14 protein-coding genes are annotated in these 17,233 nt (G+C 50.7%); 9 read left to right on the forward strand and 5 right to left on the reverse strand.

Annotated elements, in window-relative coordinates:
- Positions 1-183: 183 nt before the first annotated feature.
- Complete coding sequence (locus HRH59_RS01120; protein ID WP_173499423.1) at positions 184-549, reverse strand: hypothetical protein; 366 nt, start codon at positions 547-549, stop codon at positions 184-186.
- Between the two features lie 457 nt (positions 550-1,006).
- Between HRH59_RS01120 and HRH59_RS01125 the strand changes: the two genes are divergently transcribed.
- Positions 1,007-1,252 (forward strand): EF-hand domain-containing protein, encoded by a 246-nt coding sequence (locus tag HRH59_RS01125; protein WP_173499424.1) that lies wholly within the window; start codon positions 1,007-1,009, stop codon positions 1,250-1,252.
- Positions 1,253-1,318: 66 nt separating this feature from the next.
- Here the strand turns inward: HRH59_RS01125 and HRH59_RS01130 are convergent, their stop codons facing one another.
- A complete protein-coding gene (locus HRH59_RS01130) occupies positions 1,319-2,599 on the reverse strand; it encodes an amidohydrolase family protein (protein WP_173499425.1) in 1,281 nt (426 codons plus the stop codon).
- 323 nt (positions 2,600-2,922) lie between these two features.
- On the opposite strand from HRH59_RS01130, the gene HRH59_RS01135 reads away from it, so the two are divergent.
- On the forward strand, positions 2,923-3,144 hold the full coding sequence (locus HRH59_RS01135) for a hypothetical protein (RefSeq protein WP_173499426.1): 222 nt from the start codon (positions 2,923-2,925) through the stop codon (positions 3,142-3,144).
- 77 nt (positions 3,145-3,221) lie between these two features.
- On the opposite strand, the gene HRH59_RS01140 is transcribed toward HRH59_RS01135, so the two are convergent.
- Positions 3,222-4,424 (reverse strand): anhydro-N-acetylmuramic acid kinase, encoded by a 1,203-nt coding sequence (locus tag HRH59_RS01140; RefSeq protein ID WP_173499427.1) that lies wholly within the window; start codon positions 4,422-4,424, stop codon positions 3,222-3,224.
- Positions 4,425-4,623: 199 nt separating this feature from the next.
- Here HRH59_RS01140 and HRH59_RS01145 point away from each other — a divergent pair, with 199 nt between their 5' ends.
- The 7 genes from HRH59_RS01145 (at position 4,624) to HRH59_RS01175 (ending at position 14,689) form a co-directional block, all read left to right on the forward strand.
- Complete coding sequence (locus HRH59_RS01145; RefSeq protein WP_173499428.1) at positions 4,624-7,380, forward strand: TonB-dependent receptor domain-containing protein; 2,757 nt, start codon at positions 4,624-4,626, stop codon at positions 7,378-7,380.
- A 126-nt stretch (positions 7,381-7,506) separates the two neighbouring features.
- Positions 7,507-8,367, forward strand: a complete 861-nt coding sequence (locus HRH59_RS01150; RefSeq protein ID WP_173499429.1) for a MurR/RpiR family transcriptional regulator — start codon at positions 7,507-7,509, stop codon at positions 8,365-8,367.
- Positions 8,368-8,506: 139 nt separating this feature from the next.
- The gene (locus HRH59_RS01155) at positions 8,507-10,066 is read left to right on the forward strand and encodes a cytochrome ubiquinol oxidase subunit I (protein ID WP_173499430.1); all 1,560 of its coding nucleotides are present in this window, start codon (positions 8,507-8,509) and stop codon (positions 10,064-10,066) included.
- A 1-nt stretch (position 10,067) separates the two neighbouring features.
- Positions 10,068-11,204 carry a cytochrome d ubiquinol oxidase subunit II gene (cydB, locus tag HRH59_RS01160; protein ID WP_173499431.1) on the forward strand — a complete coding sequence of 379 codons (1,137 nt, stop codon included), beginning with the start codon at positions 10,068-10,070 and terminating at the stop codon, positions 11,202-11,204.
- Positions 11,205-11,231: 27 nt separating this feature from the next.
- Positions 11,232-11,345, forward strand: coding sequence for a cytochrome bd-I oxidase subunit CydX (gene cydX / locus HRH59_RS01165; RefSeq protein ID WP_092792645.1), 114 nt, complete (start codon positions 11,232-11,234; stop codon positions 11,343-11,345).
- Complete coding sequence (cydD, locus tag HRH59_RS01170) at positions 11,317-13,062, forward strand: thiol reductant ABC exporter subunit CydD (RefSeq protein WP_173499432.1); 1,746 nt, start codon at positions 11,317-11,319, stop codon at positions 13,060-13,062. Before cydX ends, cydD begins: the two co-directional genes overlap by 29 nt.
- The gene (locus tag HRH59_RS01175) at positions 13,049-14,689 is read left to right on the forward strand and encodes an amino acid ABC transporter ATP-binding/permease protein (RefSeq protein ID WP_173499433.1); all 1,641 of its coding nucleotides are present in this window, start codon (positions 13,049-13,051) and stop codon (positions 14,687-14,689) included. The genes cydD and HRH59_RS01175 overlap by 14 nt, the downstream gene beginning before the upstream one ends.
- An 11-nt stretch (positions 14,690-14,700) precedes the next feature.
- Here the strand turns inward: HRH59_RS01175 and HRH59_RS01180 are convergent, their stop codons facing one another.
- Both HRH59_RS01180 and HRH59_RS01185 read right to left on the reverse strand, forming a co-directional pair.
- A complete protein-coding gene (locus HRH59_RS01180) occupies positions 14,701-15,717 on the reverse strand; it encodes a LacI family DNA-binding transcriptional regulator (RefSeq protein WP_173499434.1) in 1,017 nt (338 codons plus the stop codon).
- A gap of 34 nt (positions 15,718-15,751) precedes the next feature.
- Positions 15,752-17,179 carry an MFS transporter gene (locus tag HRH59_RS01185; protein ID WP_173499435.1) on the reverse strand — a complete coding sequence of 476 codons (1,428 nt, stop codon included), beginning with the start codon at positions 17,177-17,179 and terminating at the stop codon, positions 15,752-15,754.
- Positions 17,180-17,233: the final 54 nt, after the last annotated feature.

The raw sequence follows: 17,233 nt of genomic DNA on the forward strand, positions 1-17,233 counted from the left end.
GTAGTATTGAAGAAGATTTTAAGCGTGTAGACACCAACAATAACCTCTATATCGACTTTGCTGAATTCTTAGATTGGTGGCAAGACTGCTGATGGGAGTGTTAAAATAATATTAAATTAATTGAACAGCGATTTCTGAGAATTTTTATTTAGTGCAGGCAAAGTGTTTTGCCTGCACTAAATTTTATTTGACTAAGTGAACTAAATCACCTTGAACTACCATACAATCCTGACCGTATATTAACGGGATGTACCATTTATTCATATCAATCCGAACATTAACCAGCAGATCGCCATCAATACCTGAATCTCTGCCATTTTTTATCGCATTGTCCATAGCACGCTGGATTCGGTCGCCATGATCGCCAAATGGGAAGAAGATAACAGTGTGAATACAGGTCTCACCTTCCGTTTTGGCAGAAGTACTATTCTCGATTGAGTAGTCTAAACCCCTGACATTATTTGTAGATGCAGCAGTGAACTGCCCCAATCTTACTGAACAGGCAGACAATGACAACATTAAAGCAACAACTGATAATACTTTAAACATTTACTACTTTCCTTTTTTAAAAAATCGCGTGAATATAACACCGCACAAGTAGCAGTTCAATAGTCAAAAATTTCAAATATAATTATCTAATTTACATGATCAAAATATAACCAATCACGAAAGGAAATTTAAAAAATCACGCAATTAGCAATGCGGATACAATATCTTTATTTGTTATTTAGCAAATACTTTAATTGAATTTTCATTTTATTTATTAATGATAAAACACAGTATTCTCAACCTTAAAACGGTTTAAAATATAGACAGAACGATATTTCAGATAGCCTGCAATATAAAGGCAACAACTGCTCAAATTTCAGTTTCCACCGCGTAGAGCCCAGCTGGCCATTCAGAGAAAATGGCTTGTCGCATAACAGCATTCAGCGAGTAACATAGACAGCCATTTCACAGCAAAGTACACTGAAGCACTATTGCATTAACAAACAAGGCTATACGCGTGAACAAAGAAAATTTGTCTGAACAACAAATTGCAGAAATAAAAAGCAACTTCGACTTTTTTGACCGTGACGGCAACGGCCGCATTGATTTAACCGAATTTATCGAACTGCTTACGGCGCTGGCGCCGAAAACCAAAGCCAGCCATGTAGAAGAAGGCTTTAAGCTTATCGACACCAACAACAACGGCTATATCGACTTCGCCGAGTTTTTAGACTGGTGGCAAGACTGTTGGTGGGAGTATTAAAATCAACGGGCAAGGTTACCGCCTGCCCTTCTGCAACTCCGGCATCAATTTCCCGGCCAAACAATATTAATTGATCAGCTTGCCTTGATGCACAACAGCGAAAATCTGCTGGCTGTTTCGGATATCAGCAATGGGCGAGCTATGCAAAATCACTAAACTGGCCTGAGCGCCGGGTTGCAGGCCGGTGGGCTTTGCCAGAAATTGCCGCGCAGCGCTGGTGACACTGGCCAATGCCTGCCAATTACCAAGCCCGGCTGCAACAAACTTTTCCATTTCACGATGTACACTGAAGCCTTGCAAGGTGCCGTAGTTACCGGCGTCTGTGCCCGTAAGCAATACCACATCAGCTGCCACCAGGTTTTTGATCGATTGGTAATATTTCTCCGTGCGTTGTTTCGCCTGCTCTTTCTGCTGCGGCGTCATCTCGCTGGCCGCCTTTTGATAGCCTTGAAGAATCCGTTCTGCTGCGACTTTTTGTGCCAGCGCGGATTGCAGCACGTTAGAGAACATAAATTCATATTCATCAGTGTCACAGGCCAACGTTGGGATAACCACCAGCTTATTTGCCGCCAGCCGTTGCGCTAAATCTGCGCTAATAACGCCGTCATCAGGCAAGTGGGTAATCGCATCCACGCCGGCGGCGATAGCACTGTCGATATCGGCCAAGGTATGGATATGCACTATGGTTCTGATACCATGCTTCTCTGCTTCTTCTGCAGCGGTTTTCAGTAACTCTGGCGTAAGCGACGGTAATCTGCCACCGATGGTACTAACCAGCTTAATCACATCGGCATGTTTTGCCGCCAACTCGCCAATGTGCTGCTTCGCCTCTTGGGCATTGGCAATAGTGCGTGTTTTACCGAACTGAGAACAATGCCCGCCGGGTGCCGTTAAGCAAGACAAGCTGGTATAAATATCCGCACCGTCGATTAAACCACTGCGCTGCAACCGGCGATGCTCAAACAACCGCTCTTCATTGCCAAATAAATCGACAAAGCCGGTTACGCCGGCCTGCAACACCACCTGAGCCGCTGCCGCCGGGCCCATAGTTTCACTTTGACTATTGGGTGCACGATTGCCAAAAACATGGGTATGCATATCTATCAGCCCGGGGATAACAAATTTGCCACTGATATCCAGCTGCTGGCCGGTAAAATCTGGCGGAATGCTATCCAACCTGGCAAGAATGCCGGTGTGGTCCAGCAACAAATGTTGTTTGATGCTGCTGCGGTCACTGGGATCAAGCAAAGTACCGTTTGTCAGCAACAGCTGCTGCGCCGCTGCGGGCAGAGTAGAAAAGCCAGCGATGAACAGATATAAGCTCAGGGTTATCAGACGATTTTTCATTATTATTCTCTCTGTTAAAACCAGTTAGTCGTAACCGAAAGAGAAAAAGTTTGAAAGCACAGCAAGTGGTAATTAAAAAAGGCGAACGAAGATAGCGATGAGAGATCCTCTATTCGCAGTTCAACTAAATGACGATTCATTAAAAATAACTTCTTTGCATTCTTACTAACTAATGGTGAAAACGGCTAAAACATTTGTTTCTGATCTATAACTGCTGAACCAAAAACCTCTAACTGACTAATTTTTAATAATAAAAATACTGGCATAACACTTGATTGCTTAATGATAAAACACCGCATGTTTAACATTAAAAGGATCAGCATATGAACAGAACACTGGTTATTATCTTATTAGTTGCGGTAGGTATTTACTGCTTACCTACTTTACTGGCGGCGATTGCAACCATCTTCGCCATTTTGATCGGCGTTTTTAGCGCTATTCTTGGCGTGGGTATCTCATTAGTAGTTACGCTGTTGCCGGTTATTATTGTCGGCTACCTGATCTGGTGGTTGGTGCGCGATAACCGCCGAAACCGTCAGTATTAAACGTTTTTTGCAATAGCAGGGGCAGGGTTAATCGCCCCTTTAAAAGCATATAAAATAACAACATATGCCGCTATACACTAATCCGCAAAACTGATCTTACCCATAGTTACGCCCGGGATGCCCTCGCGGGCGTTGCTGAATTTTTGCTTACCACCCACCAAACATTCATTGGCCAATACGGCAAATAGCACCGCTTCTTTAGCGTCGGGGTTGATGCCTAAGTCGCCGGTAGTTTTGATCACGACATCCGGCAGAGCGGCCTGAATTTGGGCCATTAACAGCGGGTTATGGATACCGCCGCCACTGGCGTAAATAACAAAGTTATCCAGTGCTGCGGTAGTTTGCTGTATCGCCGTAATGATCATATCAGCGCTAAAGCAATTCAGCGTGGCCATAATATCAGCATGGCTTAACTGCTCTGTGCCGGAGCGCTGCTGAGCACGGGCCAGATAAGCCAGATTAAACACTTCCGGCCCGGTGGTTTTCGGAAATTGCAGGGCAAAGAAATCGTCTTGCTTTAAAGCAACAAGTAAAGGCTTACTTACCTTACCCGCTTTAGCTAAATTGGAGTCTGCATCAAAATATTTACCCGGATAATGCTTTTGAATAAACGCATCCATCATAGTATTGCCGGGGCCAATATCACTGCTGAATACCGCTTCGGCGTCCAACGTTTGCGGCAGCCAGGTAAAGTTAGCGATACCACCGATATTCAGCATAATGCGGTTTTCGTCTTTACTGCTAAAGAGTAAATAATCGCCATATACCGCCAGTGGCGCCCCTTCTCCGCCGGCAGCGATATGCTTTTGGCGAAAATCACTGATGGTGGTAATACCGGTGGTTACCGCCAGATGATCGCCATCACCGATTTGCAAGGTGGCATTGCTGTAATCAGCCAGATTATGCTGGCGTTTCGGGCAGTGGAAAATGGTTTGGCCGTGGCTGGCGATAACGTCTATGTCTGCAGCATTTAACTGCCACTGCGCCAAGCAATGGTTAATCATGCGGCCGTGCTCTACCCCGATCCACGGATTTAACAACGTTACCGCCTGCAAGTCGACTTCACGTTTGGAAAACACTGCCTTAACGCGCCGCTTGTAATCTGTATCGTAATCTACCGTGCAAAACTGCAATAACCTAATGGTGGTATTAAGGCCTTCGCCGCTCAGCTCACACAAGGCCACATCCAGGCCATCAAGTGACGTACCGCTCATCAGGCCAATAACCTTACGGCTGGGTTTAGCGGCAATAGCATACAACTGCTGAATATGACTGTGCATTAAAGGTTCCTGTAATCGTTAGCGCTGACAAAGCAACTGTAGCATGAATAATTTATCCGACAAGAGCTGCACACCAACTAAATAAAATTGCATAAATCGTAATGTTGAGTTATATATTCGGTGGAACGCAAATTAAAATGTATAAAAAATTCATAAAGTCTAACCCGACATTTTACCCGGCAACAGGGAGTATATACAGATGACATCTTACCTCAGCAGAAAAAACCACAGCTTTAACTTGCGCCGTGCCTCTAAACTGGCGCTGGCGATTAATCTGGCTTTAGTCAGCCAACTTAGCATGGCACAGCAGGCCGACAGCACTGCCGGTGCAGAAAAAACTGAAGTGATCACCATTACCGGTTCACGTATTGCCCGCACCGAACTGGTTGCGTCCAGCCCGGTTGCATCGGTAGACGAAGTGCAAATTCAACTCGACCGCGCGGTAAATGTCGAAGACATTACCGCCAAACTGCCGCAAGCTGCTGCCGGTGCCAATGCCACCGGCGCTACGGTGGGTGATTCGTTAGGCTCTTCTACTATTGACCTGCGCAGCCTGGGCCAAAACCGTACCTTAGTGTTAATTAACGGCACCCGCGCGGTACCGTTCAGCTTTCGTAACTCGGTAGATGTAAACATTATTCCGGCCGGATTAATTAAACGGGTTGATGTATTAACCGGTGGTGCCGCCGCGGTATACGGCGCCGATGCCGTAGCGGGTGTAGTGAATTTTATTATGGACGACCAGTTCGATGGTCTTGAACTGTCGGCCGGTTATGAAACCGCCGACGGCGGTGGTGAAAAACTCAATACCGAAGCCGTGTTTGGTGGTGATATAGCTAACGGCCGCGGCCACATTACCGGCTACATTGGCTATTCCGAACGCAAAGCATTGTTGGCCGGCGAACGCAGCTGGGCATTGCAAAACAGCGGCAGCATGATCAATACCGGTGGTTTTTACACCGACGTAGCCAGCGGTAACAGCTTTGGTATCGATGACAACGGCGGCGTTACAGCTGAGCGTAACACGGTAAATGTTACCGGTGATCGTTACCTGACCCAACCCATGGACCGTTTATCAGCCGGGCTGTTTTTCGGCGCAGAATTAAATGATTATGCCGAGCTGTATGGCCGCGGCATGTACGCCAAGATAAAAGTCACCGGCGCCGGCGCCAGCGGGCAAACCCCGGTAAGCGTTAATGAGCAAGTTACCTTAACGGCAGATAACCCGTTCATTCCTGCTGCTGCCCGCGATTTAATCAGTTTTGATGCCAACGGCAATGCACTGGTAAACGTAGAACGCAACCTGGGCTTAGGCGTACAAACTACCGAAGCAGTGCGTGAGTCCAGCCAATTCCAACTGGGGATAAAGGGCGTGCTTACCGACAGCTTAAGCTACGACATCTATGCGCAATATGGCCGTACCGACGAAACGTCCAGCATTACCAACAATGCTTATAAAAACAACAACAGCGGTGCCAGCCGTTTTGGCGCCCTGGCTAACACAGTAGATATTTTTGACCCGCTGCTGGATTTGTCTTCGTTCAGCGCACCACTGCTGTATTCCAACCGTGAACGTACGCAAAGTGTTATGGCGGCTACTTTATCAGGCGACTCGGCACCACTGTTTGAATTACCGGCCGGCAGCGTAAGTTATGCGCTGGGGTATGAATACCGCAAAGAAACCGGTAAGCAACTGCCGGGCGATGCCTTTCGTAACGGCACCAGTTTTGCTGCAGTAAGTGTATTTGATATGGACGCCGGCTTTGACAGCAAAGAAGTGTACGCCGAAGTGTTGGTACCGCTGTTATTTGATCAGCCGTTTTTTGATCAACTGGACTTTGAAGGTGCCTACCGCATTTCAGAATATTCCAATACTGATGCCGAAAACACCTGGAAACTGGGGCTGAACTGGGCTATCAACAGTGATATCCGTATTCGCGGCAGCCGCCAGACCGCATTTCGAGCACCTAACTTAGGTGAGTTTGCCAGCCCCATTACGGCGCTGTCGCTGGCGTTATTTGACCAAACCAGCGAGCAATTTGTACCGCGCTTTGCCGGCCGCTTTAACGGTGACCCATGCCTACTGGGTACCGGTAATGTCGAACAGTGCGCCCGCTATGGTGCAGCCCCGGCTGGTACGCCGTTTGATGCCTCTACCGCCAGCTATACCTTTGGCGGTAACCCGCAAATAAAACCGGAGCAGGCCGAATCGTCCACTTTGGGTGTGGTGTATACACCAGCTTATATCAGTGGCTTTGATGTCACTCTGGATTACTACAGCATTAAAATTACCGATGCAGTAAGCCAAATCCAACCGGCTGCAGCGCTGCAAAACTGTTATATCGATAACCCGGTAGCCGGCAATCCGCTGTGTGATGCTGTACTGCGCGACCCGCAAACCGGCCTTATCAGCACGGCTATTGTAAATGATTTTAACCTGGCCGCAGTACGCCAAAATGGCTTTGACCTGGCAGCTAACTATCGCTTTACCGCACCGGCAGCAATGGGCGGCAGCTTAAAGCTGGCGTATCAGGCCACTATTATCACCAAACAAACACGGCAGAATAACGCCACCGTAGCGGCGATTGACTGTAAAGGCACCTTTGGCAGCGCATGCTCCGGCGACTTTGCCAGCGTGCTGCAGGCCGATTACAAGCACCGCGTTACGCTGGACTGGACCCTTGATACTGTGGCTATGCAGTTAGGCTGGCGCCGCATTGGTGAGGTAGAAAATGCCGCCGATCGTACCGTCAGTATCAGCGCGCAAAACTACCTGGACCTGGCTGCATCGTGGCAGGCCACTGACGAACTTAGCTTAACTGCCGGTATCGATAACCTGCTGGATAAAGAGCCACCACTGCCGCTATCCGGTGCCAACCACTTTAACACTGTAAGCGACTACCCGGTTACCGGCCGTACTTTAGGTGTTTCACTGCGTTACACACCCACGTTCTAATCCCGGACACGGTGTTTCCCGGCCTGTATTGCAGGCCGGGCTTTTCAATTTGCTCCGGGCATAATAAGCTGCGGGTTATAACCGCATTATTACGCTGTGCTCTGTGCCGGCAAACAGGACTACCGGATGTCTGTACTTGATAAAATTGAAGCGCTGCGCGAGAAGTTCCCCCGCGCCGAACAACAACTGGCAGAGTATATTCTTGCCAATCCGCAGCAAATCCGCGATATGCCGTCGCAACTGCTGGCACAGATGGTTGGTATCAGCCAGGCCAGTGTAGTGCGCTTCAGCCAAAAGCTGGGCTACAAAGGCTACCCCGATTTTAAATTTGCCTTAAGTGACACCTTGCATTTGCACACCCCGAATGACAGTGCCGCTAAACTGCACGGTGAAATTTCGCTGGATGACAATTTCAGTATCATGAGCCAAAAGCTGTTGGCCGGTAAAATTAATGTGTTGCAAAAAACCCATGCCGTTAACCCGCAAACCAGTTACGAGCAAGCCACAGCGCTGCTGCTTAATGCTAAACGCGTGCTGCTGTGCGGTAAGGGTGGTTCGGCTTTAGTGGCAAAAGATCTTTCTTACAAGCTGCAAAAGTTAGGCATGGCAGCTTTAGCCGAAACCGACACGCATGTGCAGTTAGCCAACATTGCCAACTATACCGCTGAAGACGTACTGGTGGTGCTAAGCGAATCCGGCGAAACCGCCGACAGCGTAAAAATTACCGAGCAAGCCGCCAGCAATGGTGTGCAAATTATCAGTATTACCGCTTACGGCAATAACAGCGTGGCTAAGCTGGCCGGCGTAAAACTCTATACCGTGGCAGATGAAAGCTCAGCACGGTTATCGTCAATATTAGCCCGCAATGCCCAGGAGCTGGTGATTGACACGCTGTTTATTCTGCTCACCCAAAGCTGCCCGCAAGGCCGTAAAAAGCTGGCCGCCTCCAACCTGGCTGTAGATACGTTTTTAGCCCGCAAACGCTGATAAATTAAAACCCTCTAATATAAAAACACAAAAGCTTGATCCAGCGCATAAGCGCTGGCCGCCTACGCTTGTATAGTGTTTTGGCAGTATCACTTTATGGGTACTGCCTCACATTAACCTGCGCACGCGGAGTATGCAGATGGATATCGTAGACCTGTCACGACTTCAGTTTGCCTTTACGGCAATGATCCACTTCTTGTTTGTTCCTCTTACTCTTGGTTTGGCCTTTTTACTGGCCATAATGGAATCGGTTTATGTTATGACCGGTAAAACCATTTACCGTGATATGACCAAATTCTGGGGGAAATTATTTGGCATCAACTTTGCGCTTGGCGTTACCACCGGTATTGCCATGGAATTCCAGTTTGGTACTAACTGGTCGTACTATTCGCATTATGTCGGCGACATTTTTGGCGCGCCGCTGGCCATAGAAGCGCTGATGGCATTTTTTCTTGAATCTACCCTAATCGGCTTATTTTTCTTTGGCTGGGACAAGTTAAGCAAAGAAAAACATTTAGCGGTAACCTGGCTAATGGCGTTAGCCAGCAATTTGTCGGCACTGTGGATTTTAGTGGCCAACGGCTGGATGCAACATCCGGTAGGCTCGGTGTTTAATATCGATACCATGCGTATGGAACTAACCAGCTTCAGCGAGGTAATTTTTAACCCGGTGGCTCAGGTTAAATTTGTTCACACCGTATCGGCCGGTTATGTTACCGGTGCGGTATTTGTGCTGGCTATTTCCAGCTGGTATCTGCTTAAAGGCCGCGACTTACCGTTTGCCCGGCGCAGCTTTGCTATTGCTTCAGCCTTTGGCCTGGCCAGTGCGCTGTCGGTAATAGTACTGGGGGATGAATCAGGTTATGAAATTGGCGATGTGCAAAAGGTCAAACTGGCGGCCGTTGAAGCCGAATGGCATACCCACCCGGCACCTGCTGCCTTTACGGTGTTTGGTATACCCAACGAGCAAACACAAACTACCGACTATGCGCTGAAAATTCCGGCCGTACTTGGCCTTATTGCTACCCGCTCGGTAACGGAGGAAGTAGCTGGTTTAAGTGAGCTGAAAGAAAAACACCTGCAGCGTATTATCCGCGGCCAGGAAGCTTATGTGCTGATGACGCAATATCGCGCCGGTGATAAATCGCCCGCTACGATTAACCGCTTTAATGAAGTCAGCGCCGATTTAGGCTACGGCATGTTGCTGACGGCTTACACCGACGATGTTGCCAATGCCACGGCTGAGCATATTGCGCAAGCAGTGGAAGACTCCGTACCTGAAGTATGGCCGCTGTTTTGGAGCTTTCGCATTATGGTGGCGTGCGGCGTGTCTATGCTGGTGCTGTTTGCCGCGGCTTTCTGGCACAGCGCTAAACGCACGGTCGATAAACCGCGCTGGCTGCTTAAATTTGCCCTGTTCAGCCTGCCACTGCCGTGGATAGCCTGTGAAGCAGGCTGGTTTGTCGCAGAATACGGCCGCCAACCTTGGGCAATTGGTGAAATACTGCCAACCCATTTAGCCGTGTCGCAACTTAGTGTCAGTGATATCTGGTTCAGCCTTGGTGCTATTGTAGTGCTGTATACCATCTTCGTGATTATCGAAATGTGGCTGATGACTAAATACGCCAGACTTGGGCCCTCTGCCCTGCATACCGGTAAATACGATTTAGAAAGCCCTGCAACCGTGAAGGAGGCATAACATGGATTACGAAGCACTAAGATTTATCTGGTGGTTGTTGATTGGTGTACTACTGATTGGTTTTGTCGTTACCGACGGCTTTGATATGGGCGTAGCCGCCTTGCTAAAAGTACTGGGCAAAAACAATGACGAGCGCCGCGTAATGATTAACGCTATAGCACCGCACTGGGATGGCAATCAGGTGTGGCTTATCACAGCAGGTGGTGCTTTATTCGCCGCCTGGCCCACAGTGTATGCAGCCTCGTTCAGTGGCTTTTATATCGCCTTAATGCTAACCCTGTTTGCGCTGTTTTTACGCCCGATTGGCTTTGAATACCGTGCCAAAATTGACAGCGAAATATGGCGCAGCCGCTGGGACTGGGCGCTTACTGCAGGTTCAGCCATACCGGCACTGATTTTTGGCGTGGCGTTTGGCAACCTGCTGCAAGGCGTGCCCTTTTACTTTGACGACATTTTACGCCTGCACTATACCGGCAGCTTTTGGGCTTTGCTTAACCCCTTTGCCCTGCTGGCCGGCGTATTAAGCCTGTTAATGATAGTAAATCACGGCGCCACTTACCTGCAGCTGAAGACAGAAGCCGAACTAAAAGCGCGCAGCGAAAAACTGTCTGCCCTGCTGGCACCGGTTTGCGCCGCTATCTTTGTGCTGGCCGGTGTCTGGCTGTTTTTGGCGGTCGATGGCTATAGCGTTACCAGCCTTATTGATACTAACGGCGCTAACCGCACTACCGAAAAAACCGTGCTGATAAGCGCCGGAGCATGGTTTACTAACTATGATAAATGGCCACTGTTGTGGTTAGCACCGGCACTTGGTGTAGCAGGCTTTTTAGTCTGTGCGCTGGCCAGTAAAACCCGGCGCCATATCAGCGCCTTTATCAGCTCATCTTTGGCTATTGCCATGGTTGTGCTGACAGCAGGCGTTAGCATGTTCCCCTTTGTGATGCCGTCCAGCAGCACACCGGCACACAGCCTGACCATGTGGGACGCTACCGCCAGTGAAACCACGCTGATGATTATGTTTGTAGTGGCCTGCATCTTTGTACCGCTGATCCTGGCGTACACCGGCTGGAGTTACTTTGTGATGCGCGGGCGCTTAAACGAGCAGCATATCCGTGATAACAGCCATTCACTGTACTGATATCCGGTTGAAAAAGAGGAGCGACTTATGTGGTATTTTGCCTGGATTTTAGGCGTATTAATGGCCTGCTCATTTGGCATTATCAATGCTATGTGGCTGGAATTTAAAGGCTATGAAGGCGAGGACACCCAAGCTGACTAGCCCAAGCCAACCGGCGCAGCAGTTGGCAAGGCTGCTGCACAGCCAGCGTAAACGGCTTAACAGCGCCCTGCTGTTAGCCGTAACCGCCAGCTTGCTGTTTATTTTGCAGTGTTATTTACTGGCCGGCCTGTTTGCCGGCTGGCTTATTGCCAGCCAGCAGGGCATACCGGTTAACAGCGCGCAACTACTGAACACCCTGCCCTCGCTGGCGCTATGCCTGTTAGGGCGGCCGGTGTTGCAATATTACCGTGAACACCTCAGCCTTGCTGCCAGCCAACATATCCGCAGCAGCTTACGTGTGCAGTTGCTGGCAAAACTGGCCGATGCCGGCCCGGCTAAAAACCAATATGGCAACGATGGCAGTTTAAGCAGCAAACTGCTGGAGCAGGTTGATGCGCTGGATGGTTTTATCAGCCGCTATTATGTGCAGCGTTATCTGGTGCTGATCACGCCCTTGCTGCTGGTTTGCGCCATCTTTGTTTACAGCCCGTTGGCGGCGCTTATTTTGTTAGTCACAGCACCGCTGGTGCCGCTGTTTATGATATTGCTTGGCAATGCCGCCGCCGCTGCCAGCCAACGCCAGTTGCAACAACTTAGCCGCATGAGCGGTCGTTTTCTTGATTTAGTGCGTGGTATGGCAACGTTGCAGCAATTACAGGCTACTGAGCGCGCTGCGCAGTCGGTGGCCAACGCCGCAGAGCGTTACCGCGACAGCAGCATGAGTGTGCTGAAACTGGCGTTTTTATCTTCGGCCGTGCTGGAGTTTTTCTCTGCCCTGGCCATTGCCTTACTGGCATTATATTTGGGCTTGGGCCTGCTGGGTATTTTGCCCTGGGCCAAAGAGATTATTCCGGTGCCGTATCAGGGGGCGTTGTTTATTTTACTACTGGCACCGGAGTTTTATGCGCCGCTGCGCCAGCTTGGCAGCGATTACCACGCCAAAGCACAGGCCGAAGCCGCAATGGATGAGCTAAGCCCTATTTTGCAGCGCCATGCGTGGCAACACCCCGGCACGCAGCTACTCACACTAAACAGTGCGCCGCACATTAGCCTGCAACAACTGCATATTCTCACTGCAGAGCAGCGCCAGCGGTTGGCACCGGTAAGCTTTAGCATAAACAGTGGCGGGCGCATTGCCCTGCAGGGGCCAAGTGGCTGTGGTAAATCCAGCCTGTTGCATGCATTGCTCGGCTTTGTGCCGTATCAGGGCGATATTCTGATCAATCAGCATCCGCTAACCGGGCTTGAGCGCAACCACTGGCAACAGCAGTTGGCTTATATGGCGCAATATAGCAGCATTGCCGCCGCCAGCATTGCCGACAATCTGCGTCTGGCCGCCGCTGATGCCAGCGAACAACAACTGATAGCTGCACTGCAACAAGTAGAACTGTGGCCGTTAATACAAAAATTACCGCTTGGCCTTAACACTGTGCTGGGCGAGCGCGGTCGCGGTTTATCCGGCGGCCAGTTGCAACGGCTGGCGCTGGCACAGCTGTTGTTACGCAATGCCAAAGTCTGGCTGCTGGATGAGCCCACAGCACATTTAGACGGCGCGACCGCCTATCGTTTACACCAGCTGATTGGCACGCTAAGCCAGGGTAAAACCCTGATTATTGTTAGCCACCAGCTACATGGTCTGGATTGGCTGGATCAGGTAATTCGGCTGGACAACCCTGCCATTAGCCATATTGACGGAGCGCAGTATGTTCAAGCCTGAGAGCCTGCCAACGCCTGAACGCAGTATTCGTTTACGCAGCCTGCTGCATAGCCGCAGCAGAGCGTGGTTGCTGGCCTTGCTACTGGGCCTGGTTACCTTACTGGCAGCAGCGACCTTGCTGGCATTATCCGGCTGGTTTATCAGCGCCGCAGCATTGGCCGGGCTGGCCAGTGTGGGCGCCTATGGTTTTGATTACTTTCGCCCGGCAGCAATTATCCGCCTGTGTGCTATTGGCCGCACGGCCGGGCGCTACGCCGAGCGCTTAACCTCGCACTATGCTGCTCTTGGCCTGTTAAAGGATTTACGCGTACACAGCTTTACCGCCCTGGCACAACAGCGGCACAGCAACCGCCATTCGGCAGATACGCTGCAACATTTGGTGGGTGACATCGATTTGCTCGATCAGTTTCCGTTAAAAGTTATTGCCCCCTGGCTTTGGGCCTGCAGTTTAACCGCACTGGTGCTGCTGTTCTGGTACTTGCTGGCACCCACCCTGCTGATCTATGCCGCCCCCTGCTTGCTGCTGGCGCTGGCGTTGCCGCTGCTTACCGTGCGCCGCGCCAAAGTGCTGGCACAACAGGACACCGACGCCAGCACGCAGCGGCGTACGCTGTTGCTGGAACCGCTATCAATGCTAACCTCTTTGCTGCTGTGGCAGCGCTGGCCGGATAATATCAACCGCTTTAGCGGGCAGGATAAGATCTGCCTGAATTTGCAGTTGCGCCAGCAGCTGTTAATCAGTCGTACTGCGTTGTTGCAGCAAAGCCTGTTGGCATTAAGCCTGATTTTGCTGCTGTGGCAGGGTAGCGCGCTGGTGGCAAACAACTTACTTAGCGTGCCGTTGTTGTTGGCGGCCATGCTGGCATTGTGGGCCTTGCATGAAGCGCTGCTGCCGCTATGCCAGAGCTTTATTGCGCTGGGGCTTAGCAGCGCCGCACGCGACCGGCTGAACCGGTTAACAGATGTCAGTGCGGCAACACCGCTTAATAAACCTGAACCGGCAGCACCGCTGTGCCTGAATGTAAACCGCTTGTCGGCACGCCAAAGCGGTGCGCTGGTTGGCCCGTCGCAGCTTAGCTTTAAACTGCAAAGTGGTGAGGTGCTGCTTATCAGTGGTGCTTCCGGCAGCGGCAAAACCACCTTACTGCAGACGCTGGCGAACCAACTGGCTTTTAGCGGTGAGATCAGCCTGAACGGCCTGCCGTACAGCGAATGGCAGCTCAGCAATACTGTGGGCTATTTGCCGCAACAAGCAGATTTATTTGATTTAACTCTGGCGCAAAACCTGCGTTTAGCCGCACCAACAGCAACCGATGCCCAGCTGTGGCAGGTGTTAGATGATGTTGCGCTAAGCAACTGGGCCAAAAGCCAGCCGCTGCAGCTTGATACCCTGGTAAGCGAATACGGTGCGGCGGTGTCCGGCGGCCAGGCCCGGCGCATTGCGCTGGCACGCTTGTTGTTAACACAACGGCCGGTATTGCTGCTGGACGAGCCTTTTGCCGGCTTAGACCCAGCCACCACAGCGCATCTGCTTGATACCTTGCTGGCACGCCAGCGCAATGGCTTGCTGCTTATTGTCAGTCATCAGCAACTTAATGTGCCCGGCGCAAAGCAGCTGCAGCTGTAGAAGCTGCAACGTTATTCTTGTGCTGTCATGCAGGCAGCAACAGAATCACGCTCAACCAGGTTAGGAATAAACAAATGCGTGCGGTGCAGCGCATCGTCTTTTTCGGCGCTCAGTTCAATCGCCAGTTTAGTCGCATAAGCGGCCATTTCTTCCACCGGGTAATGCATGGTGGTTAACCGTGGCCGGCAGGCACGGCTGACAATTAAGTCATCAAAACCAATCACTGAAACGTCTTGCGGCACCTGCAGCCCGGCAGCATACAGCGCATGAATAGCGCCGATAGCCATTAAGTCGTTATAAGCCAACAGTGCGGTAAACTTTACGCCTTTGGCCAGCAAAGCATTCACCGCCTGCTCGCCGCCTTCAATATTAGCGGTCGATTCTTCCACCGCCTGTTCGGCCAGTGTTATACCGGCCTGCTTTAACGATTTACGGATGCCCTGTAGGCGAAACTCCGGATCGCCGTTTTGATAAATACTGGTCACTACTGCAAATTGGCGGTGACCTTTTTGCAGCAGATGATCTGTTGCCTGGCAAGCGCCGGCAACGTTATCCAACCAGACGCAGCGATGCGCCAGGCTGGGAATATAGCGGTTAATTAACACCAGGCCCGGAATTTCCGCCGCCAGTTTCAGCAGGGTTTTCTCGTCTGAGTATTCGCTGTGCAAAATAATGGCACGGCAATTGTGATCGCGCAGCGAATCTATTGCTTCAAGCTCAGATTTGGTTTCATACAAGGAGTTGCTCATCAGCAGTTTGTAGTCGCTTTCACGGGCAGCTTTTTCTACTCCACTGGCCAGACTGCCAAAAAACGGCATCGACAGTTTAGGCGTTACCACCCCCAACGTGTTGGTGGTTTTACTGACCAGCGCCCGTGCATTGCTGTTTGGCCGGTAACCTAACTCGGCAATCACTTTTTTAACGCGCGCACGGCATGCATCGCCAACCTGATGGCCGTCGTGGATCACCCGCGATACCGTTGCTATCGACACCCCTGCTACTCTGGCTACGTCTTTAATGGTTACCATAAATACCGTTCTGCTCTGTAAAACATCATTAGTGTTATTGTTGGTTATGTTGTAACAGTAACTGCCGGCTGATTTGTTGGCTGCGGGCTGTTGTCAGTCGGTAATAGCGTAAGCAAATCAGAGACAGTAAACTAAACAACACAGTACCGAAACACAAGATCAGCCGCATGGCAAAAATGCTCTGCGGCGGTTGTGCACCGCCAAGCCCGGCGTCAAAGCCAATCAGATTCAGGCTAAGCCCGGCCAACAGCAGCGCCAGTGCCACACTGATACTGCTCACCCAATTATGCAGCGCAACAAACAGCCCTTCGCGCCGCTCGCCGTGCAGTAATTCATCTTCATCACAGACATCGGCCAGCATAGACGGCAGCAGCATAGTCATGGCTGTCCATATGGCTGTGCAAAACACTGCGTCCAACAACAACCACCAACCGCTGCCCGGCGTAAAAATAAACCATTTTAAGCCGCCGCCGAACACTGTTAACCAGTAAATTAATGCCAGCGCCCGCACTTTGCCATAACGTGACGACAAGCGCACCAGCCAGGGCACGGTAGCAAAACCCAGCGCCGCGTAAGCTACCGACAGGACTCCCTTCCATATCGCACCTTCAGCAATATTGCCGTCAAACATAAAATACACCAGCAAGTAGTAATCCATACCGGCGCTGTAGGCTCCGCCACCTAACTGCAATAATGTCAGCAACAACAACACCCGCAGTGAGCGGTTCGCCCCCAGCGTGGTCAGGCTGTGGCGCAAACCTGCATGCGGTAACAACGGAGCCGGCCGTGGTGCGCGCTCGCGACTGTAAATAGCAGCCAGAGAGCCAAGCAAGCCAAGAATAAAAACTGCCACGCCCCAGCCAACATAGCGAATACCGATAAACACACTGCTGAACAGCGCCAGTTGCGCCAGCGGAAACAACCACTGATACAACAGCGAGCCGAGCTTTAAAAAATAGGTGGTAAAACCCATAATTTCGGTGCGCTGATGATAATCAGGGCTCATTTCATAGGCCAGACAGGTCATTGGCACCGCAACAAAGGTGGCGGCAATGTAAAAAGCTAACGACCAAAGCACAAAGTACGACAGTTGCGCCGTTTCACTCCAGTGGGCAGGCACCATCCAGATCAAACCAAAACACAGACAACTGAGCCAGGAGGCGATAAAAATAAAAGGCCGGCGCCGGCCAAAGCGGCTTTGACTGTGATCAGATAAATGGCCAACCCAGGGCCCAAGCACTGTACCCAGCAGCACCGGCAGGGTCAATGCCAGGCCGAGTAAAAAAGGGTCAACCCCCAGTGTCATTTGGTAAAACGGTATCGCCAGCACATTCACGCTTTGTGCGGCAAAAAACATGGCAAAAAAGCCTGCTCCCAATGCAAGGCGCTGGCCGGTACCAATATTAACCCTTTGCGACTTTACAGCAGGCTGAGCAATTGGCGATTGTTGCTGCAGCGCCATAAAGTTCCTTAATGCAGTCGGTAACAAAGCGGTAATTATAGGGCGGCTGCCGGA

This window comes from Rheinheimera lutimaris (assembly GCF_013283795.1).
GTDB lineage: Bacteria > Pseudomonadota > Gammaproteobacteria > Enterobacterales > Alteromonadaceae > Alishewanella > Alishewanella lutimaris.

What these genes read in the sequence shown, in the direction of transcription:
- cydX (WP_092792645.1), top strand. Translation starts at nt 11,232, where the DNA reads ATGTGGTATTTTGCCTGGATTTTAGGCGTATTAATGGCCTGCTCATTT.
- cydD (WP_173499432.1), top strand. Translation starts at nt 11,317, where the DNA reads ATGAAGGCGAGGACACCCAAGCTGACTAGCCCAAGCCAACCGGCGCAG.
- cydB (WP_173499431.1), top strand. Translation starts at nt 10,068, where the DNA reads ATGGATTACGAAGCACTAAGATTTATCTGGTGGTTGTTGATTGGTGTA.
- HRH59_RS01150 (WP_173499429.1), top strand. Translation starts at nt 7,507, where the DNA reads ATGTCTGTACTTGATAAAATTGAAGCGCTGCGCGAGAAGTTCCCCCGC.
- HRH59_RS01185 (WP_173499435.1), bottom strand. Translation starts at nt 17,179, where the DNA reads ATGGCGCTGCAGCAACAATCGCCAATTGCTCAGCCTGCTGTAAAGTCG.
- HRH59_RS01135 (WP_173499426.1), top strand. Translation starts at nt 2,923, where the DNA reads ATGAACAGAACACTGGTTATTATCTTATTAGTTGCGGTAGGTATTTAC.
- HRH59_RS01180 (WP_173499434.1), bottom strand. Translation starts at nt 15,717, where the DNA reads ATGGTAACCATTAAAGACGTAGCCAGAGTAGCAGGGGTGTCGATAGCA.
- HRH59_RS01175 (WP_173499433.1), top strand. Translation starts at nt 13,049, where the DNA reads ATGTTCAAGCCTGAGAGCCTGCCAACGCCTGAACGCAGTATTCGTTTA.
- HRH59_RS01140 (WP_173499427.1), bottom strand. Translation starts at nt 4,424, where the DNA reads ATGCACAGTCATATTCAGCAGTTGTATGCTATTGCCGCTAAACCCAGC.
- HRH59_RS01155 (WP_173499430.1), top strand. Translation starts at nt 8,507, where the DNA reads ATGGATATCGTAGACCTGTCACGACTTCAGTTTGCCTTTACGGCAATG.
- HRH59_RS01120 (WP_173499423.1), bottom strand. Translation starts at nt 549, where the DNA reads ATGTTTAAAGTATTATCAGTTGTTGCTTTAATGTTGTCATTGTCTGCC.
- HRH59_RS01145 (WP_173499428.1), top strand. Translation starts at nt 4,624, where the DNA reads ATGACATCTTACCTCAGCAGAAAAAACCACAGCTTTAACTTGCGCCGT.
- HRH59_RS01130 (WP_173499425.1), bottom strand. Translation starts at nt 2,599, where the DNA reads ATGAAAAATCGTCTGATAACCCTGAGCTTATATCTGTTCATCGCTGGC.